Below are 22071 nucleotides of genomic sequence, written 5' to 3' on the forward strand. Positions count from 1 at the left end.
GGCTTGTTATTCCGAGCGGAGGATCGTGATTGGGTCGAGCCGCATCGCGCGTTGCGCCGGGATATAACTGGCAGCAAGCGCGACTCCAGTCAGTGCGACGGTGACGCCAGCGAAGGTGGGGAGATCCGTCGGCGACACGCCGTAGAGCAATCCGGCCATGAGGTGAGAGACAACGAGTGCGCCGACAACACCTAGCACCGCGCCGGCCACAGCGAGACGCAATCCTTGGCGCAGAACCATGGTGAGGATATCGCCTCGTTCGATTCCGAGTGCGAGACGAATGGCGAACTCACGTCTCTGTTCGTTGACAACGAACGAGATGGTTCCGTAGATGCCAAGTCCGGCAAGGAGCAACGCAGTGGCTGCAAAGAACGCCACCATCTCCATCGAGAATCGCCGGATCGAAAGTGAGTCGGCGACAACATCGTCCAGCGTCTGTACCTGGAACACCGGCAACGTCGGATCCACCAACCCAACTTGCTCGCGAACCTGTGCGGGAATGGCGCGCGGATCGAGGTGTCCACGAAGAAGGATGGTGACACCCTTGAAAGGATGCTGGTACACGCTGCGGAAAATCTGCGGAGTGACGGCGTTCACCAACGACTCCGTGCGGGCATCGCCAACTACGCCGACGATCGTCGTCCAATCAGAATTGACCGACCCGCGCGTGTTCCCATCGCTCGCCGAGCTGAGACGGACGCGTTTGCCAACCGGATTCTCGCCCGGCCAGTAGGCGCGCGCCGCAGCCTGATTGATCACCGCAACCTGGGGCGTCGACTCGAGGTCCTGATCGCTGACCACGCGTCCACTCAACAGCGGCATTCCTAACAGGTGGAAGTATTCTGGTGAAACGACGGAGCCGCCGATCACGGGTGCTTCGTTCTCCTTCGTCCCCAGACCTTCGCGAACCATAGCCATCGGCTTGACGTCGCCGCGGCTGTGGCCGAGGGGCAGGGCTGCCGCGTCGCCGATGGCTGCTTCTTCGACGCCCGGGAGACTTCGGCTGCGCCGAAGAATCTCGCGAAGCAATACCGATTCCTGCGTGGCGGTCCGATAGATATCGGCCGCAGGATCGTTCGGCCCCGGGAGCCAGCTTCGAATCGCCATCACACGGTCGGGATTGAAACCCGGCGGAACCTTGTACAAGTCCCAGAAGCTGCGCAGCAGAAGGCTCGCAGCGATCATGAGCACCAGCGACAATGCCAATTCACTAATGACGAGAATCTGGCGCGCGCGTGAGCGTTCCTTGGAACCCTTTGAACCGCGTGAATCCTGGCGAAGCGTGCCAATCAAATCAGATCGGCTCATGAGCCATGCGGGACCAAGGCCGAAGATCGTTCCGACTGCGACGGAGAGAGCCACCGCAAACCCGAGTGCGCCCCATCCCACCGCGATATCGTTGAGGTGTGGGAGACTGTCAGGCACAAGTCGCAGCAGGAAGTGCTGGGCGGAGAAGAGAATCGCAAACCCAGCGAGGCCGCCAATCAGGTAGAGTAGCAGAATCTCGGTCAGAAGTTGGCGCATGAGACGCGTCCTCGGCGCTCCAAGCGCCAAGCGCACTGTGATCTCCCGACCGCGCGCGCTGGCCCGCGCGAGCAGGAGATTGGCGACGTTTACGCAACTGATCAGAAGAACCAATCCGACGGCACCGAACAGCAGAACGAGTGATTGGCGAACGCCGGCGACGACGCTATCGCTGAGCGGAATCAGACGTACGGTCCACGCAGTCTGCGTCGGGTAATTAGCCGGATACTGCTTCTTCAGTGATGCAACCAATGCCTCGAGGCGCACCCGCGCGGTGGCAACCGAGATCCCAGGCTTCAAGCGCGCGGTGACGGCTCGCCGCAGCCGAACACCGCGCTCCGGACGTGGGAACGGCAGGCCGGAATAGCCCGCGCCCATCCACAGCTCCACACCTTGTTCGTCGCTGGTCGAGCCCTGGTCGCGAAAGCCGCGCGGCATCACGCCGATGACCTGATACGGGTCGTTGTCGAGATTGAGAACTTTGCCGACGATGTGCGGGTCGGCTCCGAACTCTCTCCTCCATAGTCCGTCGCTGATCACGGCCTGCAGGTTGTAGCCGGGCGTGGCATCGCGCGGATCGAAGGTGTGACCCAGCTGCGCGTCGACCCCGAGGATCGCGAAGTAATTCGGCGTGACAGCCTTGAAGCTGAGACGCTCCGGTTTCACCCCGCCAACGAGATTGACGTTTGCGCCGTGGCCGGCAATCGATATGGATTCGAATATGCCAGAACTCTCGAGGTCCCTCCACTCAGGGACCGAGATGCCGACGTCCTGTGCGCCCGCGCCAGGAAGGTCGGCCTCGATGTGAACGAGTTCGGTGGGGTGTGGATACGGCAAAGGGTGCAACAGCGTGGCGTCGATCACGCTATAGATCGCGGCGGTCGCTCCGATGCCCAGCGCCATGGTGGCGATGGCGATGAACGAGAACCCTGGAGAGCGCAGCAGCACGCGAACCGCGTACCGTAAGTCGGAGAGCAGATCCTCGATCATCGGACAATCTCCAGGCGGGGATGGTGCGTGAGGGGATGCTGAGCGGCGGAGCGCTCAGGCCGCGTCGACAGCGTTAGCGCTACTGCGGAGGCGCTCGACCAACGCGGCGCCGGCCGCGCGGATATGAGCCTCCAACAACGCGCGCGCCTCTGCTCCGTTGCGGCGTGTAACGGCGTCGAGAATTCCCCAGTGTTCGGTATCTGAGCGTGGCTGCCAGTCGAGCTGTTGCCACGTCGCGAACAGAAAGCGCGCGTCGCTCCGATGCAGATCGCTGATCGACGCGATGAGACGCGGCATTCCGCAGGGGACGGTGAGCGCGAGATGAAAGCGCCGATTCGCCGCTTCCCAATCCGCGATCTGGTCGCTGGCCTCGCCTGCGACGAGTGCGCTGCGCGCAGCATCCAGGTCCCCAGCGGTCAGATGGGGCAGGGAGTGGTGAAGCGCGAGGCTCTCGAGGGCGGCGCGCATCTCTGTGACTTCGAGGACCATTCCGGGATCGAGCAGCGACACGCTTACGCCGCAGCGCGGTTTGCTGACGACGAGACCCTGAGCTTCGAGCTTCCGGAACGCTTCGCGAACGGGCACGTGGCTGGCCCCGAACTCGGTGGCGAGATGGTCCTGCATCAAACGCGAACCCGGCGCGAGCTGGCCCATCATGATCCGATCGGCCAGCGCCTGTGCGATGCGACCCGAGAGAGACTGGTCGATGTCAGCGGCAGGCGTCGGAGGCGACGATTTGTCAGTCATAGATTATCTATAATCCTCGAAATACGCGTGCGCAAGCATCCGGGCTGGAGGTAGGTCCGAAGCTGCTCAGCGCAGGTACGCGCGCATCAAATCGATGAGTTGTTCGGCGGCTTCGGCCTGCTCGGAATCGGGCGCGGTGTCTGGATCGATGACGTGATAGCGCACGTGATCCTCGAGAATCTCGGCCATCAATCCATTGAGTGCGCCGCGACAGGCAGCGAGTTGCTGAAGGACGGCTCCACAGTCGCCTTCACGCTCGAGTGATTTCTCGATCCCGTTGAGCTGGCCTTTGATCCGCTTCACGCGGTTCATCAGCTTCGTCTGATCGCGAACGGTGTGTGGCATGGCGGGGCAGGGTGGAAGTCGCGGGATGCTCTAACTATACTCCCCTATAGTATAGACTCCTGCGTCCTTTCACGGCAGAGCCGGTGCGGCACCAGCCTTTTTCCAATCAACGATGACGCACTCGCACGCTCACTCTCACGCGCACGACCACGATCACGCGCATTCGCATTCACACGGTCATTCGCACGGACCCGGGCATGCGCACCACCATCATCATGTGCCGTCCAGCTTCGACCGAGCGTTCGCGATCGGAGTAGCCCTCAACGTCGCGTTCGTGGTCGCCGAAGTGGTGTACGGCGTGCGGGCTCACTCGCTCGCACTGACCGCGGACGCCGGCCACAATCTCGGCGACGTACTCGGTCTGGTCCTCGCGTGGGCGGGAAGTGTCTTGGCGCGGCGCGGCCCAACCCCTCGGCGCACCTACGGTCTGCGACGGTTTTCGATTCTGGCGGCGATCGCGAATGCTGGATTTCTGCTCATCGCTGTCGGCGCCATCACGATGGAGGCGATCACGCGACTGCGACACCCGGAACCTGTTGCGAGCGGCACCGTGATGCTGGTCGCCGCGATCGGCATCGTGATCAACGTCGGAACGGCGCTCGGCTTCATGCGCGGCCGGGAACATGACATCAATCTGCGCGGCGCCTTCTTGCACATGATGGGGGACGCGGCCGCGTCGGCCGGAGTCGTCGTAGCGGGACTGCTGATCGGAGTCACGGGTTGGCTGTGGCTCGATCCTGCTGTCAGTCTCCTCCTCGTCGGGCTCATCCTCTGGGCGAGCTGGGGGCTCGCTAAGGATTCTCTAAATCTCGCACTTGACGCTGTCCCGCCAGGTGTCGATCACGTCGCGGTGGAGCGGATGCTCCGCAACCTCGACGGCGTCGTCGAGGTGCACGATCTGCACATCTGGGCGATGAGCACCACCGAGGTTGCGCTGACCGCCCATCTTGTGCGGCCGGGTGGTGAAAACGACGACGCTCTCATTCACGCGGCCTGTCACCAGCTTCGTTCGCGCTACGGCATCGTACACGCCACGTTGCAGCTAGAGCGTGGATCGGCGAATCATCCCTGCGAGCTAGCCGTGCCGGGTACCGTGTGATCGTTCCTCGCATCGATCGCTGCGGTGCCGACGTCGATCACCCACGGACAGTGGATGTAATCCACGATGCGTTCGATGCGGTGACTGATGACATCAAGACGGACCGTTGAGTAGGGAATCCACGCATCTGCCTGACTTTTGAGAATCAGAACTACCGATTCACCGTCCAATTCGCCCAGGGCAAGGTTCCACGGCCACGGCCATCGCTCGTAGTTCGGAAAGTACGACGCGTCCGACAGCTTCCCAGCAAATCGGTCGAGCACATTGAGTCGTGCGTCGGCGCTGACGAGATCCCGCACGCCATTCCAATCACGGCGGTTGAACCGATCGACGTAGAGTTGCATGACCTGTTTCAACTCTGGGCTCGCGGTACGAGTCGACTGCGCCGGTGGAGAAGCCGTCGCAAGCTTGGTTCGGGCGCGGCTGAGCGCTGCCTTGACGGCGCCAACGGTCGAACCCGTGAGGTCCGCAATCTCCTCGAGCGAGTAGTCCAACACATCCTTCAAGAGAATCGATGCGCGTTCTCTTGGAGGCAGAATGCCGACGAGGTGCTCAATCGCTTTGCTGACGCCAACCACCGGGAGTTCGGCTGGCGAGGCGACATCCGGCAGAGCCGCAGCCATCGACGCTTCGTCCCGAACGCCTCTGCTTCGCAGGAAGTCGATGCAGCGATTGTGCGCGATACGGAACAGCCACGGCTTGAGCGGACGGCTCTCGTCGAACTTGTCCAGTTTTCGGTAGGCTTCGAACAGCGCCTCCTGCACCACGTCCTCGCCATCCATTGCCGAACCCGTCATGCGGGCGCAGTACCGGTGCAGACTCGGTCGAAGCGCGGAGATGGTCGCCAGGAACGCGAGATAACGTGCGTCAGCAGCACCGTGCATCCGCAGATTCTGGTCGTTGTCTATCGTCATTGAGAGAGCCCGCTACCGGCTATTTGGGCAAACACCATGTCTCTTTGATCTTGCACAGCCTGCCGAGCATCTCTTCGTATTCCGTCGTGAGTGCCGCGGTTTCGGTCACGCCGAGAAACTGAATGTGGTACGCGTGTGGGCCGGGCATGATCACGAAGGGCGATGGACTGGCTTCCCAGCGACCGTGCTGACTGTAGTAGCGCAATGCGTCGGGCGTAGGGATTGCCCCTCCGACGTTTTCATTGGACACATTCGGCGCGTAATGCATGACGTGAGGAATGTTGCTCGTGGCCACAGCAGCGTCCAACTCGGGATTCAGGTATGTGCGGAGAATCGGAGACAACATGTACGAGACACCAGCGCGTTCCGGCGCTCGATACGTGTTCGTTTTGAATCGGTGCTGTACGATCCGCTTTGCTTCTTGAGGAGCCACTCCTTTCGCTTGCATCTCCGCGATGTCCAGGAAGACGCGGAGCTGCGCCTTAGCGCCGGCTTGGTCCCATGAAATAGGGTAGAGAATGTTGTCGGGATATTGTGTCAGCGGCCACGACCCTCTCATCGCATCGTCACCGGTGCGCGCGACGAGCGCGTGAAAGCCGTTCGTACCCGAGCGGGCGACTTCGAATCCTTTCGCAGGATTGAGCACGTAAACAGTCGCTTGGTCCCTCAGATGCGCCGGCAAAGAGCTGAGCGCGAGCTGAATCTCCAGATCGCGCGGCAGCTGTTCGATCGCGCTGGCTTGCTTAGCGGGTTGCTGACCTTGCGCTCCGGCTGTCAGCAACGCCAACAGACAGAGCGCGAGTACGCGTGTGGTTCGTGTGGTCGGCACTGATCTTTCTCCTCCGTTCTATCGCCTGCTCGCGCAAGCTCCTGTCGATGTTCGTTCGCGTGGGCTCTGCTAGTACGGCTGCCGACGCCGACAGGATACGGACCAGTCGTTAGAGCGGAGTGACCGGAATGCACAGCTCGCAGCCCAGTACGCCCGTTGCCGGATCGTACGTGGAGTCCACGGCGTAGTACTCGAACATCGGGCGCGCATCGAGCTGCATGCCGCTTCCCGGGAGCCAGTCGCGCAACAGCGCGCTCCACGCGGCGACAAAATCCGCGGTCGTGCCTTTGAATCGCATCGACGCGTATTTCCCGCCAGGAATCACGCTGATGTGGAACGGCCCAGTGCCCGCAAAATCCGAAGCGACGTCGACGCACGCGTCGTACCGGCACTTGTCCGGCGCGGTGATCCCGGGATCGTCGTGGCTGATGCCGTAGCGCGGCCGTCCCATCAGGCCGTTGGTCAACATCCACGGCGCGACGGTGTCCTGCCAGAATGCGCCGATGTTCTCGCCGTATGGGCCGATGTGGCGGAGATATGCGACTGTGGTGGGCTGGCGATCGATCAATGTGACTTTCATGAAAGCCTCCGTTGCAGAAGTGCGTGAGGCTTCACGATAGGATCGATTGTCGATCGTTTCTTGATCGAGATTGCTATTCACCTGATCGAGCTTGCGCTGCGTGCGTTCTTGCGCGCGCCATGCGCTAGGACTGCTTCCAAAACGCGTCTTGAACGCCCGGGCGAACGCCTCGGCAGAACCGAAGCCGACGGAGAGCGCCACGGACAGCACCTGCGTGCTCGGCTGGGTCACGAGGCGCATCGCCGCAATCTCGAGGCGGCGGCGCCGCAGATACTCGCCGAGGGTCTCGCCCATCCAGGCGGAGAACAGCCGGTGAAAATGGAACGCGGAGAAGTGCGCGACAGTCGCGAGGCCGTCGAGCTCGAGCGGCTCGTCGAGATGCCGATCGATGTGCTCGAGCACGCGATGCATTCGCGACGCGTATTCGGAACGGCTGTCTTGCATCCGCACGTTTTGGAAGATGTCCGCTCGCGTTATAGCCGGCGTGTCGCTCTCAACCACTCAACCGTCGATCTAACGGTCTCGCGAGCTCCGCGAAAGGTCACGCCGAGCTCGCGGCGTGCCTTGGCGTTGCTGACAAACCAGTATCGAGTGGCGAACGGAACTACATGCGGGTTGAACGGAACGGGAACGGACAGCCGTATCGCCAGCCTCGCCACCGCGCGTACAACAGCCGTCGGCACGCGGACGGTTGGGACGCGACGTTTCGTGATTTCGATGACAAGTTCGGCGAGCTCGCGAATCGTGAGATTGTCGCCGGCGAGTATGTAGCGCTGGCCAGAACGGCCGCGCTCGAGGGCGGCCAGTATCCCCGCCGCGACGTCGTCGACGTGCACGACCGCCGTACCCCCGTCACAGACGAGCACCGGGGTCGATCGGGCGAAGTCGATCAGATTGCCGGCTGTGACGAGCGTGGTGTCGCCGGGACCATACACCTCGGCCGGATTCACGATCACGGCATGCGCGCCGCGACCATGCGCCTCGAGTACCAGCGTCTCGGCGCGATGCTTGGCGTGCGCGTACATCAGTGCAGGATCGCGCACAGTGAATTCCGCGTCCTCATCAAAGACGTGCGGCGTATCCGACGCATTGATCGCGGCCGTGCTGGATACGTAGATCACACGAGCAGAGTGCATCGCCGCGGCGCGGAGAACGTTCTCGGTACCGCCTTCGATGACGTCGGCCAACAAGGCCGAACCCGAATCTCCCCATTCGCCCGGAGCGGCGAGATGCACGACGCACTCACAGCCGCTCATGGCGGACTGTACGCTCGCGAAGTCGCGCACGTCGCCGAGTGCGCGCTCGAAGGGAAGATCGGCGATGCGATCGGTGTTGCTGGTTTCACGGAGGAGGCAAACGACGTGGTGGCCGTGCGCAACGAGGCGCAGAACCGTCGCAGATCCCATGAATCCGTTGCCGCCCGTGACGAGGATTCTCACATCGTTGGGCTCATGCCGGCAGCGTCCGAGCTAGCGCGTCGACGACGCCGTCGATGTGCTCAAGGGTGTGGTGCGCGTTGAGCATGAATCGGAGGCGACTCTGGCCAAGTGCGATCGCCGGGAACACGATGGCATCGACGTGAAACCCTGCTGCGCGAAGACCACCGGCAATGCGCACGCACTCGTCTTCGTCGCCCACGTGCACCGGCACGATCGGCGTGGCGGTCGTCAGCGGCACGAGTCCTCGCGCTGCGAGACGCGATACGAAGTAGCGCTGGTTTTCCCACAGTCGTGTACGTCGTTCCGGCTCGTCGACGACCATGTCGATCGCTTCCAGAACTGCCGCCGCCTGGTCGGGAGGCAGCGTCGAGGTAAAGCCAAACGCGGAGCAGCCAAACCGTAGGATCTGAGCGATGTACGCTTCCGTCGCGACAAACCCGCCGATGCATCCATAGGCCTTGCTGAGCGTTCCCATATGAATGATGCGGGGACTCTCGATGCCAAAATGCTCAGTGGTGCCGGCTCCGGTGGCGCCGAGTATGCCAGTACCGTGCGCGTCGTCGATGTAGACCATGGCATCATATCGCTCCGCGAGCGTCATCATGTCGGGGAGGGGAACGATGTCGCCGTGTTGGCTGAACACGCCGTCCGTGACGATGATCTTGATCTGTGCCGGCGAGCCGCGGAGCTTGTCCTCGAGGTCGTTCATGTCGAGGTGCTTGAACGCGAACGACGGCGCGCCCGACGCCCTGATCCCTTCGCGAATGCTCAGGTGATTGAACTCGTCGGTGAAGAAGGCGTGCTTCCGATTGGTTGTTGGTGAATAGCCGAACGCGCGGGCGAGGTTCGCCGTCTTCACCAGCGTCGGCAACACGCTCAGGTTGGTGAGGTACCCAGTCGCGAAGACGAGCGCCGCCTCCTTGCGCTTTACGGCGGCAAGGCGTGCTTCGAGCCGATCGTAGAGCTCGAGATTGCCACCGAGGAGTCGCGACTCACAATTGCCGACACCGTAGCGATCGAGCGCTTCACGCGCACTCGCCTTCATCCGGCTGCTCGTGGCCAGCGCGAGGTAGTTGTTCGTGCTGAACGAAACGAGCGTGCGTCCGTCGCTCTCGAACGTCGGATCAGGCAGCGTGGTTGGCGTGAGGTCATCGCGATGTGTGCCGCGTGACGCCAACCAAGCGCCAACCTCCTTCAAGTCATGCATTATGTGAATGTCCTAATGATCGTAGCGCCGCGCGATGAGCACCGCGTTCATGCCCCCGAATCCGAACGAGTTGGACATGACGGCATACAGGGCGACACGACGCGCGCCGTCAGACACGTAGTCGAGATCGCACGCTGGGTCACGGACCTCGAGGTGTGCAGTCGGCGGCACGGTGTTTTGCTCCAGCGCCACGATGGCGGCTAGCATCTCGACTGCGCCAGTCGCTCCCATGAGATGACCGTGCAAGGCCTTCGTGGATGAGACGGCCAACCCTGGCGCGCGATCGCCGAAGACCTGTTTGATCGCGCACGTCTCCGTCGGATCGCCAACGGCCGTCGCAGTGCCGTGCGCATTCAAGTACCCGATGGCCGACGCGGCGAGGCCTGCGTCGGCGAGAGCGGAGCGCATGGCACGCGCTTGTCCGTCGGCGTGCGGTTTGGAGATATGGTTGGCGTCAGCCGTGTTTCCATAGCCAACGACCTCGGCGTATATGTGCGCGCCGCGGGCAACTGCGCGATCGGCGCGCTCGAGCACGAGCGCCGCTGCGCCCTCGCCCAGCACAATGCCCGCGCGATTCGCCGAGAATGGCTTGCAGCTCCGCGATGGGTCGGTCGCGTCGGCGTGTGCGAGGGCCTGCATCGCGTCCCACGCGCGAAGGTTCCCATTGGTGACCAGCGCTTCGGAGCCACCGGCGATGATCACGTCGGCGTAGCCGTGCTTAATCATTCGATATGCTTCGCCGATCGCCGACGCCGACGACGAACACGCGGTCGACACGTTCAGCACCGGGCCGCGCAAGCCATTGGCGATGGAGATCTGTCCGGCGGCGCCATTGCTCATTCCGAGCACGACACTCGTTGGCCGCACTCGCCCATTGCCGCCGTAGAGCTGGCGATACGATTCCTCGATCGAGGTTGCGCCGCCGAGGCCCGTGCCCCAGTACACGCCAGCTCGCTGCGCATCGTCGTCATCGAGTTCGAGTCGCGCATCGGTGACTGCCTGTCGCACCGCAATAAGCGCGAACTGCGCTGCACGATCAAACTGCGATGCTTGATGCGCGGGCCAGTACGCTGTTGCGTTGAAGTCGACCTGTCCGGCGACAAGTGCGCTCGGTCCGGTGTACAGGCTCGGCGATATCGGGCGAATGCCCGACCGCTCGTGGACGAGATTGTCGAAGAGCTCGTCCACGGCTTGTCCCACGGGGCTCACAACGCCCATACCTGTTACGACGACGCGCGACACAGTCTGCCAATCAGCCTTGAGCGACAGCCTTGCTGGCAATCACTCCGTCGATCGCTACTGCAAGTTCTCCGAGCGTGCGGACGGTCGCCACTGCTTCTTGCGGAATCGAAAGGCCGAACGCGTCCTCGAGTTCGAACAGAAACTCGAGAAAACCCAGTGAGTCGATTCCGAGCTTGTCGACGGGAGCGTTCTCGTCGATGTCGCCGACCTCACCGCCGAATTGTTTGGCGGCAAGTTCCTTGATGGTGAGTAGAGTATCCATGATCTCTAAATCGCGAGCGGGTAAATATTTGATGGCTCGATGGTATCATATACTCGTGCGCGCCTGCCGCGTGCCCGAGTCATGCAAAGGTCTCTTAGTGCCACCTTACGCGAAGCTTTCACGCGGATCCGTTCCTCTGCTCGTTGGTGCGCTGCTGCTCTTCTCGGCGGTAAGCGTTCGGGCGCAAGCCACGCCGGTCGGATCGTGGAAGACCATCAGCGATTCCGACGGCCGGCCGACGGCAACGGTCGAGATTCGCGAAGTCGACGGACGGTTCTTCGGCATCGTCCGCGAGTTGCTCGTACCGGCAACGCACGAAGACAGCGTCTGCGGAAAATGCTCCGATGAGCGGAAGGGACAGCGAATCATCGGAATGGAAATTCTGCGCTACATGCGCGCCGACGGCGACGAGTGGAGCGGCGGCGAGATCCTCGATCCGGAGAACGGCAAAACCTATCGAGCGAAAATGAAGCTGAGCGATGGAGGAGCGAAGCTGATCGTTCGCGGCTACATCGGCATCTCACTCCTCGGCCGATCACAGACGTGGATTCGCCGATAGAGCCGGCGACTATACCCGCAACTCCCAAAGGATCGCGTCCCACGCTTTCTCCCAAGCCGTGGCTCTTTGGACTCGCGGCAATGCCCTATGGCGCGTTCAATGGATTGATCGCCGTGGCGCTTCCGTATCTGCTGCGCCAGCACGGCCTATCCGTTGACCGGATCGCATCGATTGGCGCCATCGTGGCGTTGCCGAGCGTTTGGTATTTCCTCTGGGCGCCTGTCGTGGACGTGAGGTACCGGCGCCGGACGTGGGCGCTGTTCTTGAGTATCGCGAGTGGCGTCTGTGTCGCGCTCGCGCTGACACGGGACGTGTCGGTTAATGAGCGATCTCTCATGGTGCTGCTCGTCATCGCGTCCGTGTTCAGTCAGCCTGTGTCGAGCGCCGTTGGTGGCCTGGTCGCGGCGGTCGTGCCGAACGAAGTGCGTGGCCGCACCGGCGGCTGGTCTCAAGCCGGTATTCTTGGCGGCGGCATTCTCACGGGTGGGCTCGCAGTGTGGTTGAGTGATCGCGTCTCGACTGCGGTAGTGGGGCTCGTTGCGGGCCTGCTGATCATCGCGCCCGCATTCGCGGTGCTGACGATCAACGAACCGGTGACCTCGAGGGAACCTCTTCGCGAGCACGTCACTCGGATGCTTCGCGAAATGCGGACGATGCTCAAACGTCGAGACGTGTGGCTGGGACTCGCGTTTTTTCTGAGTCCCATCGGCGCCGGCGCGCTAATGAATCTTTTCACCGCCGTGGCGGTCGACTTCCACGCCGCGTCGACGCTCGTGATCTGGGTGATCGCACTAGCGGGGTTGTTGACACCGGTCGGCGCGCTGCTGGGTGGGGTCGTTTGCGACCGCTTCGACCGCTGGCGAGTGTATCCGATTGCCGGCCTGACGGCCGCCGCGGCGGCGGCGCTGACGATGATTGCGCCCCTAAAACCGGTCAATTTCATTGCCGGCGCGGCTGCGTATGCTCTCGCCACGGGTTTCTCGTACGCGGCGTTCATGTCGCTCGCCTTCGAACTGCTTGGCCCGGGCAGCGCGTCGAGTGGGACACAATTCACACTGTTCATGGCCGCGGTGAACGTCCCCATCGTGTACATGCTTCGGTTCGACGGGCTCGGACACGCACATTATGGGGTCCGCGGCATGCTCGCCGTGGATGCCACCGCCAATGCGGTGTTCGGGCTCGTTTTTCTTCTCGGTGTCCAGGTCTATCGAAAGCGCGAGGCAATGGGTTCGCCTGCCCGTGCGGCGTGAGCATGGCCCGCGGGGGAGCAGCGAGCCAGCCGTTCCCCGTGTTATCGTTCAGACTTCATCCCAACACACGACTGGAACCGATCTTCATGCGAATCGCGCGACTTCTTTGCTTGGCGTCTGTCGGCGCCGCTATGCTGTCAGCCTCCGTTGCCGGAGCACAGGACTCCCACGAAGTGGTGATCCGCCTGCACCGTGCGGGTGATACCGTGTCCATCCGCGGCGCGGTCGTGACAATCGATCATACAATCGAAGCTGGAAACACCGATGCCGCCGGCATTGTGCGCATTCCCGACCTCGAGGATGGTGGGCACATCATCGAAGTGGTGGCTCGCGGCTATCAGGCGTATTTCGACAACTTCATGACTGGCCCGTCGATCAAGCAGCCCATCCAGCTCGAGCTTCTCCCCGTCATGGCGGCGGACACGGCGAAGGCGAAGGGAAAAGCGACGAACTTGACGTTCGCCGGATTCGACGCTCGCCGAACCAAAGGGCAGGGCAAGTTCTTCACGCGCGCGCAGCTCGACGCGGCCTCTGGTCGTCCGCTCGCCAATTTCCTCAAGACGGATGCGGGTGCGTTTATGGCATCGGGACCGCACGGCGAGTCCCAACTTGCGTTGCGGGCGCCGGCGAGTGGGGCAGCGCCTTGCTACGCTGCGGTGGTTCGCGACGGCCTTCGACTCTATCCGTACCCGGGTGCGAGTCCGCTGGACCTCGACAAGGTCTTCGCCGAGCAGCTCGTGGGGATCGAGCTGTATGCGCGACCGGCGATTGTGCCCACGGAGCTTCGTGATGCTGCGAACTGCGGAGTGCTCGTTCTCTGGACTCGCGAAGGGAACCGCTAGCGGCGACGAAGCGCCGAAGTAGTCGAAGTACGGTCAGCGTAAACGAACGAAAGGCGCCCGGGATCCGGGCGCCTTTCGTTTTCCAGCGTAGTGCTGTCTGCGTGCTGCTTGCAGTTACTTCGAGACCGCTGCCAAGCGACGGATCTCAGAGGCCAGCGTCTTCACGCGTGCCGAGTCCTTGGCGCCGGTCGCATCCTTGTCGACTTCTGCCGCCAACTTGGTCAGCGCCGCGCCACGCGCTGCGCCGGTCTGCTTCTCGGCGGCGTCGAGCGCGCTGCTGATGGCAGTCGTGCGAGCGGCCGCGAGACCGTTGTTGCGCACGAGCTGATCGACGTACGAGCGCACCACCGGGAACGCCGCCGGCCAGACGAGCTTCGGCTGGCTCTGCGGATTGTACTCCTTCATCGTGACCAACTTGGCCGCGGCGATTTCATTCGCGGTGAGCTGGGCGCTCGGCGTCAGCTCGAAGATGTCGAAGCCGCGGTCGAGTTCCGACGAGTAAATGTGGCCGTTCCAGTAGTACGCGCCCCACGAACCGCCGATCGTACCGCGGCTTCTCGCTGGTGCTGCGCCACGTCCTGGTGCGACTGCGCCCGGCAGCTCAACGCCACGAGCGGAATCGGCCGGCGGCGGCGGATCGATCGAACCACGATCGAAGTAGCCGATTTCGGTCGGATGGCTGGCATCCGTGAAGTCCATGATGTCCACGCCGCCCTGGTACCAGCCCTGCACGTAGAGGTCGCGGCCTGGAACCGGGATAAGACCACCGTTGTGCGACACGCAGTTCTCTTCCGCGGACTGCGCGGCGGGGAGCTTGAAGTACGAGCGCTGCGTCTGCTTCTTGGCGTCGGCGCTGAGCGAAATGATGGTGTTGCCGCCGAGTTCCATGATGCTGCCGGCCTGACACATCGGACCCGTGCCGCCGCCCCACTCATCCGTCATGATGATCTTCTTGCCATCGTTGCTGAAGCCAGCGGTGTGGCGGCCCTGGAAATTGTTCGTGTCGGTCAGGGCGGACAGACGGACCGGCTTCTCGGGGTTCGAGATGTCGACCATGATGGAGTGGCTCGAGCACGCTGCTGCGAGCAGGTGCATGGCCGGGTACGCCGTCACGTCGTGACAGTTGCGCGGGCCCGTGTGGACCGGGACAGCGACTGGAGCGCTTCCGGCAGCCGGGTCGCCAGGACGTGCACCACGCGGCGGACGGCGATCGCTCGCCGGTGCGCAGAGGGTCTTGCACTCTGGTGCTGCATCGAGGCCCGTGAAGATTCGCGCGCCCGGGATCACCGCTGCCTGCTCGGGATGGTCGAGCGGAACCCGGATGATGTCGAGCTGGAAGAGCGAGTTGCTGACGTCCGCCGGATCGTCGCCGTTCTTGCAACCGGCAAGCTCCGTCTCGGGACGGGCAGCCTGCTGTCCCGACACATAGAGGTAGACGACCTTGGGGTTCGTCGGGCTCGGGATGACGGTGTGCGTGTGCGAGCCTTTGCAGGTCTGCACGTTCTTGATCAGCTTCGGCGCCTTCGGGTTGGATACGTCGAAGATGCGGATGCCGGCCATGTGGTCCTTCGGATCCTGCACGCCGCCCTTGCCGCAGTCATTGCGGTTGCCCGCGCCTTCAGCGGAGACGAACAGCAGGTTGCCAAGGATCGTCGGGTCGCCCTGCGACGTGATGCACTCCACGACCGACTGGAGCACCGGCTTCGCTGGGTTGCTCACGTCCCAAATCGTGAATCCGGCAAAGTTGCCCTGGTAGGCATAGTGGCCGTTGCCGAAAGCCACGTCGGAGTTGATGAAGGTCAGGCCGCGCACGGTGTCGAACTGCGCCGGTTTCGGCGAGAACGAGACCAGGCGCATGTTTTTCGCCGCGACTCCGGCGTCGAGCCGGCCCGGCTTGAGGTTGCTCCGCGGATCCGCGGCGCTGGGGTAGGTCTGCGCCGGCAGGATGGCCGGTGCAACGAGGAGAGCGATTAGACCGATCAGCCTGCTTGGACTGCGCATCGGGGGGGACTCCGGTGTGTGGTGTAGGGCGGGAAAATCGCGGCGGGTTTACTTCGCCGGGAGCTGCGTGAGCAACTTCTGCATGATGCCGATCTCGGTGGTTTGCGCCGTGACGACATCATTTGCGAACACGTTCACGTCCACTTCCTGTCCGGCCTGTTTCACGTTGAAAAGGTCGTCCACCATTTTCAGCGCTCCGGCGTGGTGCTGGATCATCATTTGGAGGTACGCGCGGTCGAAGGCGACTCCCTTGGCGGCGTCGAGCTCCTTGAGCTGTGCGGGCGTCAGCATGCCCGCCATCGTCATCTTGCGCCACGACGACGTATCGGGGGCGTACTGCTTGTAGCGCAGGAGCCACCCCTGCATGATGCGAATTTCTGGCACCTGCGACTGATCGATCTTGTTCGAGAGCTTCAGCACCTGGGGATTGGCGCCGTGCGACTCGGCCATCCGGGACATGACGATCGCCTGCGCATGGTGCGCGATCATGCCCTGCATGAACTCGACGTCGGCTTTGGTATACAGTGCGCCCTTCGGAATCACGATCTCGTGGCCCATGTCCATGTGGTCCATGCCTGCCATGGAGGCACCCTGGGCGTGCGCGAGCGATGGGCCGCCGATCAATGCGATAGAGAGCACGAGCGTACTGGCAACTCGTTTGGTCGTCACGATGACCTCCTTCAGTCGGTCTGCTCGACGAGAGAGTGTGTTGGATCGGCTCCAGGGGAACTGGAGGTACAATAACGCCGTGTCGGCCCCGCGCACTAGAGAAGGAGCCCCGATTCTCGTCGCGGCGATCGAGCTTTGTGCCGCGAGGCAGAAGGGGCGTGCAGGGCGGGGGACTGCGTCCGGGGGCCCGGGGCGGGAGGCTGGCCGGTTCGGCTGATCGGCCCCGGCGTGCCGACGACTCGTCGCCTGGGCCGCGGCCGTGAGCACGGCCGGCAGCCTCGACGGTCATCGGGCTGGTGTGTCTGCGGCGCCGAACGCCGCCGCCTCACTGCCACATCGACAGCGGGTTTATAAATCTCGAAGTAGTATTGTTGGAATGATGGTAATGCAGTGGTAGATGCAAATCGTGCCAATGGAGAGTGGCGGTGTGGGCGGACCGGCGGGCTCGCAACCTGCGAGGAAGCAGATCTGCCCGAAGCTGAACATGATCGATTTGCAGTCCATGCATGAACCCCCGCCGTTGCCGCCCCCGATCTGCCGTTGCCTCCGCGTACGCACGCGAATGTCGTTTCTCCCCGTTTTTTCGCGCCATGCTTCCACGGACTTCTTCAGTTTGGCGAGAGCTGCCTGTAACTCGGGCGTTGCAGAATCCGCCGCGAGGTACGCCAGGGTCAACGCCCCGAGCCTGCGGGTGAGTTGCGCAAGCTCCGCATCGCCGGGCGCCTTGCTCGCGCGCGACCGAGTGGGCTTTGCAGTGGCAGCCCGTTTGGACTTTTTGGCGGCGGTCTTCGTACCACGTTTTGAGCGGGCGGCCATGGGCACCTCCGTAGCGAACACGCCAGGTTCGCGATAGGGACGACGGCAGGATGCTACATCGAGGGAGGAATCGTGTCGCCACGTTGCAGACACGCCGGTTGGTTGCAACCCTGAGAAAATGAGAAAATCCACACAGGGGCGCCAACGTGCCTTAGCGTACTCCGCCTAAGGCGACGTGTAAATAGCACGCTAGAGAATTTGTAACCAGGACACGTCGGCAATCCTCACGATGCGCGGCAAAAACCCAACGCCGGTCCGTCCAATACCAAACGGCCACCTGCGGCAATCCGCTCGGGCGTTGCCGTCCACGCACGCACAGGAGACGCGATCATGGGAGCGCCTAACGTCTACGAACTGTTCGGCGCGCACGCCGTTCAGGAACTCGGCACCGTCCTCACCAGTCCGTCGCCCAGAGATCGACTGTTGGAGCTTGGCCTTCGCCGAACGCCACAAAGCGATTTAGGGGATCTCAACGTCGGGTCGATTACCTGGAAGCGCATCGTCGGAAAGCCGACGACGGTGCCCATGTGCAATGCGTTCAACATCGACTGCGGCATGTGGGACGATTTGGGCGTCGACCGTATCACGCGACGGAATGTGTTCGGCAAAACGCCGCACGCCGCGACATTCTGGGATGATCCGGGCGATGACGAGCACTATCGTGTCGGATTCATCATCAGACTTCCGGTAAGTCCGCCGTTCGATCCAGCCCTGCCGAAGCGTGGTGTCTACGATTTCACGCTCACCTTGAAAGACCCGCATGCCTGGCACACCGACGCGCTCTCGGAACTGCACCATGTTCGCGCAATCACACCGGGCCCGTCGTCATTCAGGGTGGATGCCGGTCAGCCGAGAAGTCTGGCCTACCATGTCGTGTCGCGAGACCGCGCGGAACTGAACGCCATCGGTCCGTGAGGACGTGCGTGTAGAGCTCGCCGCGTGAATACAGCGCGCGCTGGTCGCCGGTGGAATGGCGTGGAGTATGCCGACACCGGCGCCAACTGCGAACCCCGCGAGCAAGGAGAATCGATCGTGTCGCACCACTACTCTGGCCCCGACTTTGGCTTTCCGCATGGCGATGCCCGCTTGGACTTCACCGATTTGTACGCGTTCCCGAAGCCGGGTGACGATCGAGTGTCGATCCTGATCATGAACGTGCACCCGTCGGTTGGTGTGAAACCGGCCGGACCGACCACGGGCGACGCGTTCGCGCCCGACGCACTGTACGAACTCAAGATCGACACGGACGCGGACGCAGTCGCGAATATCGCGTATCGTGTGCGCTTCTCGCCGGGCAAAGACGGAAAACAGACGGCGACGCTGCGACGCGTCGAGGGCGCGGACGCAGCGGGGACCGGTGAGGAGGGAACGCTCATCGTCGAGAATGCACCAGTCTCAACGGGCTCACAGGCACTCGTGACGGAGGGGAAGGGCTGCCGATTCTTCGCTGGTTGGCGGAGCGATCCGTTCTTCTTCGACGTCGAAGGCGCGCTCAACAACTTGCAGTTCACTGGGAAGGACTACTTCGCGAACAAGAACGTCTGCAGCATCGCGCTCGAAGTTCCCAACACGGACTTGGGATCGAAAAAAGTCGGGCTCTGGGTTCGCACACTCGACCGGACGAGCGGGAGTTTGGTGCAGGCCGACCGCGGCGGACGACCGCAGATCGCGGTCTTTCTCCCGGGCGACCAGAGAGATGCTTACCTCGCAGCGGAACCGGCCGACGACGCGCGGTTCGTTCCGGCGTTCGCCCATTCGTTGGAGCACGCCGGTGGCTACAAGCCCGACGAAGCACGACGCGTGGCCGAGACGCTCCTTCCAGACGTTCTGACATACGAGCCGGCGCGTGCGGTGGCGTATCCTAGCAACGGACGTGCGCTCACTGATGACGTCGTCGACTACTTCTTACCGCTTCTCACGGGCGGGAAAGTAAAGGAGGACGGCGTGGGGACCCATCGCGATCTGCTCACGGAGTTTCCTTATGTAGGACCTCCGCACGCGATGTGACTGAGTACGCGGCGCTGGCCGAAGCTCAGTGAGGCGCCAGCGCCCGTACGAGTTCGCGGAAGTTCTCGAAGCTGTCGCCTGGAACAATGAAATGGTCTGTCGCCTCGACCATTCTCACCGCGACGAGGTGTTGATCGGGGTAGATCACGATGTACTGCCCGAACGAACCGTTTGCTTCATAGCCGATCATACGACCGTACTCGCGACGCTCCAGAGTTATCTGCGTGCGAGTACGGGCTTCGCCGATCGGCTCCCAGTACTTCTCGCCGAACGCCGTGCGCAGCGCAGCCTCATACGCTTCGACCGATTCGTACCGTCCTCGCGCGGTCGGGGCCCTGCGGATGAATGCCGTATCGGCTCCCGCCGCGGCGAGTGAGCGAATGCGCTCGTCATCGACGATGAACGAGGTGTGTTCCGGAATGAGCCACCAGAGCAGTCCGACGCGAGGTTCGCGTGGCGAACCACGCATGATTGCGTCGAACCACTCGGGCGCGATCAGTTGCTTTCCGTTCCAGCGTCCTCGGTTCAGCGCGAGCTGTCCCAACTTCGCCATATCCTCGGGGAGAATCTCGAGCCGCGCATACGAGTAGGGATTTCCGGCGCTGTCTCGCACCCACACAAAGTCCGTGATGCCGAGCGGGCCGAAGACGTCGCTGCGGAGGAGCGCATCCATCTTCTTGCCCGATGCTTTCTGTATAATGCCCGCGAGGAGGTTTACCGCCTTGTTGTTGTAATAGAAGTGCGTTCCCGGTTCGTCGGTCAGTTCGGCCGCGAGCGCGAGCTTCACGACGTCAGGGCTCGCCTCTACCTCGTTGGCGCCATCGCTCTGCATTCCAGAGGTATGGTCGAGTAACTGTCTGATCGTGATCGCCTGCTTTTTTCCCTGCTTCCATTCGGGGTAGTACTTCGACACCGGGTCGTCGATCGACCGGATTGCGCCGGTCGTTACGAGCCGGCCGATCGCGAGGTTGACGATGGACTTCGTGGCGGACATCGCCTCGATGCGCTTTGGCTTTTTCCCGAAGTACCAAGCCCCGGCCTTGCGGCCGTCCTTCCAGACGACGATAGCGTCGGAGTGCGCGGCTTCGGCGGCACGAAGGAGCTGTTGGAGTGCCGATGCGTCGAGGCCTGCAGAAGGACGCTGGCAGGATCCGCGAGACGCCGCAGATGGGACGAGAAGTGCGAGTGCCATCAGGCGTCGTAGATTCATGGCGGATATATTGAGCCGCGTACCGCCCGTCGCTAGAGCTGCTGTGAGCTCCAACCACCTCGTCGTCCGGGAGCAGTCGCCATGAGTAGCCTTCGAACATTCGCGCTTGGCCCTCTCGCCGGAGCGCTGGCCATCGCCGGCAGCGTCGGCGCACAACGTCCGACGATCGGTCCCAACGTTCGCCCGTATGTGAAGGTCGATACGGCGATCGTTGCGCTGACGCACGCACGTGTCATCGACGGAACAGGCGCACCAGCACGAGCCGGTCAGACGCTCATCATTCGCGACGGCAAGATCGCTGCCCTCGGCAACGACGGCTCCGTGCAGATTCCGGCCGGCGCTCTCACTATCGATCTGACTGGAAAGACACTCATTCCCGGCATCGTCGGGCTACATGAGCATTTGCTATATCCGGTCGGTCCGGTGCGCGCGTACACCGGTGAATCGTTCTCGCGACTCTACCTCGCCGGCGGCGTGACGACGATGCGAACCGCCGGCACGAATAACGGCTTCGCGGAAATCCGGCTTGGCAGCGACATCGAAGCCGGAAAGAAGCCCGGCCCGTGGATCGACGCGACCGCACCGTACCTCGACGGCAATGGTCCGCAGGCGTTGGCGCACGTGCTCCAAGGACCGGAGGACGCCGAGAAGTTCGTGAACTATTGGGCGGATGCGGGGGCGAAGTCGTTCAAAGCCTATACGACCATCTCTCGCGCGGAGTTGGCGGCGGCGATCAAGGCGGCGCACAAGCGCGGGCTCAAGCTGACGGGACACATCTGCTCCGTGACGCATCACGAAGCCGCGGAGATGGGCATCGACAACATCGAGCACAGCTTCTACGCCATCAGCGATTTCGCGGCGAACCGAGTGCCCGATCAGTGCCCGCGTGGGGCCAGCGTCGCCGACATGGACATGACGAGTGCGCCGGTCCAGGCGTTGATCAAAGAACTGGTGGCGAAGCACGTCTCGTACACGTCGACGCTTCCCGCGCCTGAGACGCTGACGCCCGGACGGCCGATGCCGAAGGGACTCGAGGTGCTCGTGCCGTCGCTCAAGGCGGATTTCGAGAACAATTATCAGCGAATGAACAGCGGCAACGGACGCCCGGGTGTGAAGGCGGCCGGCCCGAACGGAAATCTCGAGGGCACGCTGCTCGGAAAGGTGATCCAGGGCGACTTGATGTTCTATCGCGCCGGCGGCCTGCTCGTCGCGGGTACCGATCCTACGGCTGGCGGCGGCGTCATTGCCGGCTTCTCGAACCATCGCCAGTTCGAGCTCATGGTCGAAGGCGGTTTCACGCCGCTCGAGGCACTCAAAGTCATGACGCTGAACGGCGCGGTCTACATGGATCGCGATAAGCTCGTCGGCTCGATTGCCACTGGAAAGCAGGCAGACCTCGTCGTCATCGCCGGCGATCCATCTGTCCGCGCCTCGGACATCAACAACGTCGAGACCGTGTTCAAGCAGGGCGTTGGCTACGATCCGGCGAAGCTGATCGCGTCGGTCATGGGTAAGGCCGGGCTCTGGTAGCCTGGCGTA

21 protein-coding genes are annotated in these 22071 nt (G+C 62.8%); 7 read left to right on the plus strand and 14 right to left on the minus strand.

Features of this window, described 5'->3' with window-relative positions:
• Nucleotides 1–6: 6 nt before the first annotated feature.
• The 3 genes from AC6H4Z_RS10220 to AC6H4Z_RS10230 form a co-directional block, all read right to left on the minus strand.
• On the minus strand, nt 7–2514 hold the full coding sequence (locus tag AC6H4Z_RS10220) for an ABC transporter permease (protein ID WP_497546645.1): 2508 nt from the start codon (nt 2512–2514) through the stop codon (nt 7–9).
• Between the two features lie 54 nt (nt 2515–2568).
• Nucleotides 2569–3261 carry a GntR family transcriptional regulator gene (locus tag AC6H4Z_RS10225; RefSeq protein ID WP_497546646.1) on the minus strand — a complete coding sequence of 231 codons (693 nt, stop codon included), beginning with the start codon at nt 3259–3261 and terminating at the stop codon, nt 2569–2571.
• 66 nt (nt 3262–3327) lie between these two features.
• A complete protein-coding gene (locus AC6H4Z_RS10230) occupies nt 3328–3606 on the minus strand; it encodes a metal/formaldehyde-sensitive transcriptional repressor (protein WP_497546647.1) in 279 nt (92 codons plus the stop codon).
• Nucleotides 3607–3823: 217 nt separating this feature from the next.
• Here AC6H4Z_RS10230 and AC6H4Z_RS10235 point away from each other — a divergent pair, with 217 nt between their 5' ends.
• Nucleotides 3824–4705, plus strand: coding sequence for a cation diffusion facilitator family transporter (locus AC6H4Z_RS10235; protein ID WP_497546648.1), 882 nt, complete (start codon nt 3824–3826; stop codon nt 4703–4705).
• Here the strand turns inward: AC6H4Z_RS10235 and AC6H4Z_RS10240 are convergent.
• The 7 genes from AC6H4Z_RS10240 to AC6H4Z_RS10270 all read right to left on the minus strand — a co-directional run bounded on the left by AC6H4Z_RS10240 (nt 4669) and on the right by AC6H4Z_RS10270 (nt 11178).
• The gene (locus AC6H4Z_RS10240) at nt 4669–5619 is read right to left on the minus strand and encodes a sigma-70 family RNA polymerase sigma factor (protein ID WP_497546649.1); all 951 of its coding nucleotides are present in this window, start codon (nt 5617–5619) and stop codon (nt 4669–4671) included. The genes AC6H4Z_RS10235 and AC6H4Z_RS10240 overlap by 37 nt on opposite strands.
• Nucleotides 5620–5638: 19 nt before the next feature.
• Nucleotides 5639–6448, minus strand: coding sequence for a hypothetical protein (locus AC6H4Z_RS10245; protein WP_497546650.1), 810 nt, complete (start codon nt 6446–6448; stop codon nt 5639–5641).
• 109 nt (nt 6449–6557) lie between these two features.
• Complete coding sequence (locus AC6H4Z_RS10250) at nt 6558–7472, minus strand: AraC family transcriptional regulator (RefSeq protein WP_497546651.1); 915 nt, start codon at nt 7470–7472, stop codon at nt 6558–6560.
• Nucleotides 7473–7501: 29 nt separating this feature from the next.
• Nucleotides 7502–8467 (minus strand): NAD-dependent epimerase/dehydratase family protein, encoded by a 966-nt coding sequence (locus AC6H4Z_RS10255; RefSeq protein ID WP_497546652.1) that lies wholly within the window; start codon nt 8465–8467, stop codon nt 7502–7504.
• Between the two features lie 10 nt (nt 8468–8477).
• Entirely contained in the window at nt 8478–9674 is a 1197-nt protein-coding gene (locus AC6H4Z_RS10260; RefSeq protein ID WP_497546653.1) for an aminotransferase class I/II-fold pyridoxal phosphate-dependent enzyme, read from the minus strand.
• 12 nt (nt 9675–9686) lie between these two features.
• Nucleotides 9687–10916 carry a beta-ketoacyl-[acyl-carrier-protein] synthase family protein gene (locus tag AC6H4Z_RS10265; protein WP_497547028.1) on the minus strand — a complete coding sequence of 410 codons (1230 nt, stop codon included), beginning with the start codon at nt 10914–10916 and terminating at the stop codon, nt 9687–9689.
• A 10-nt stretch (nt 10917–10926) separates the two neighbouring features.
• Nucleotides 10927–11178, minus strand: coding sequence for an acyl carrier protein (locus AC6H4Z_RS10270; RefSeq protein ID WP_497546654.1), 252 nt, complete (start codon nt 11176–11178; stop codon nt 10927–10929).
• A 97-nt stretch (nt 11179–11275) separates the two neighbouring features.
• Between AC6H4Z_RS10270 and AC6H4Z_RS10275 the strand changes: the two genes are divergently transcribed.
• The 3 genes from AC6H4Z_RS10275 (at nt 11276) to AC6H4Z_RS10285 (ending at nt 13829) form a co-directional block, all read left to right on the plus strand.
• Entirely contained in the window at nt 11276–11737 is a 462-nt protein-coding gene (locus AC6H4Z_RS10275; protein WP_497546655.1) for a DUF2147 domain-containing protein, read from the plus strand.
• Complete coding sequence (locus AC6H4Z_RS10280) at nt 11722–12987, plus strand: MFS transporter (protein WP_497546656.1); 1266 nt, start codon at nt 11722–11724, stop codon at nt 12985–12987. Before AC6H4Z_RS10275 ends, AC6H4Z_RS10280 begins: the two co-directional genes overlap by 16 nt.
• Before the next feature lie 131 nt (nt 12988–13118).
• Entirely contained in the window at nt 13119–13829 is a 711-nt protein-coding gene (locus AC6H4Z_RS10285; RefSeq protein ID WP_497546657.1) for a hypothetical protein, read from the plus strand.
• A 114-nt stretch (nt 13830–13943) separates the two neighbouring features.
• Here the strand turns inward: AC6H4Z_RS10285 and AC6H4Z_RS10290 are convergent, their stop codons facing one another.
• The 3 genes from AC6H4Z_RS10290 to AC6H4Z_RS10300 all read right to left on the minus strand — a co-directional run bounded on the left by AC6H4Z_RS10290 (nt 13944) and on the right by AC6H4Z_RS10300 (nt 17315).
• Nucleotides 13944–15830, minus strand: a complete 1887-nt coding sequence (locus tag AC6H4Z_RS10290; RefSeq protein ID WP_497546658.1) for an LVIVD repeat-containing protein — start codon at nt 15828–15830, stop codon at nt 13944–13946.
• 48 nt (nt 15831–15878) lie between these two features.
• On the minus strand, nt 15879–16499 hold the full coding sequence (locus AC6H4Z_RS10295) for a DUF305 domain-containing protein (protein ID WP_497546659.1): 621 nt from the start codon (nt 16497–16499) through the stop codon (nt 15879–15881).
• A 348-nt stretch (nt 16500–16847) separates the two neighbouring features.
• A complete protein-coding gene (locus tag AC6H4Z_RS10300; RefSeq protein WP_497546660.1) occupies nt 16848–17315 on the minus strand; it encodes a hypothetical protein in 468 nt (155 codons plus the stop codon).
• 330 nt (nt 17316–17645) lie between these two features.
• Here AC6H4Z_RS10300 and AC6H4Z_RS10305 point away from each other — a divergent pair, with 330 nt between their 5' ends.
• Together AC6H4Z_RS10305 and AC6H4Z_RS10310 are read left to right on the plus strand one after the other, a co-directional pair.
• The gene (locus AC6H4Z_RS10305; RefSeq protein WP_497546661.1) at nt 17646–18230 is read left to right on the plus strand and encodes a hypothetical protein; all 585 of its coding nucleotides are present in this window, start codon (nt 17646–17648) and stop codon (nt 18228–18230) included.
• Nucleotides 18231–18254: 24 nt separating this feature from the next.
• Nucleotides 18255–19322, plus strand: coding sequence for a DUF4331 family protein (locus AC6H4Z_RS10310; RefSeq protein WP_497546662.1), 1068 nt, complete (start codon nt 18255–18257; stop codon nt 19320–19322).
• A gap of 25 nt (nt 19323–19347) precedes the next feature.
• On the opposite strand, the gene AC6H4Z_RS10315 is transcribed toward AC6H4Z_RS10310, so the two are convergent.
• Entirely contained in the window at nt 19348–20532 is a 1185-nt protein-coding gene (locus AC6H4Z_RS10315; RefSeq protein WP_497546663.1) for a serine hydrolase domain-containing protein, read from the minus strand.
• 81 nt (nt 20533–20613) lie between these two features.
• Here AC6H4Z_RS10315 and AC6H4Z_RS10320 point away from each other — a divergent pair, with 81 nt between their 5' ends.
• Nucleotides 20614–22062: an amidohydrolase family protein gene (locus tag AC6H4Z_RS10320; RefSeq protein WP_497546664.1), complete on the plus strand. Its 1449-nt coding sequence runs from the start codon at nt 20614–20616 to the stop codon at nt 22060–22062.
• Nucleotides 22063–22071: the final 9 nt, after the last annotated feature.

The organism is Leucogemmata humicola (assembly GCF_055379415.1).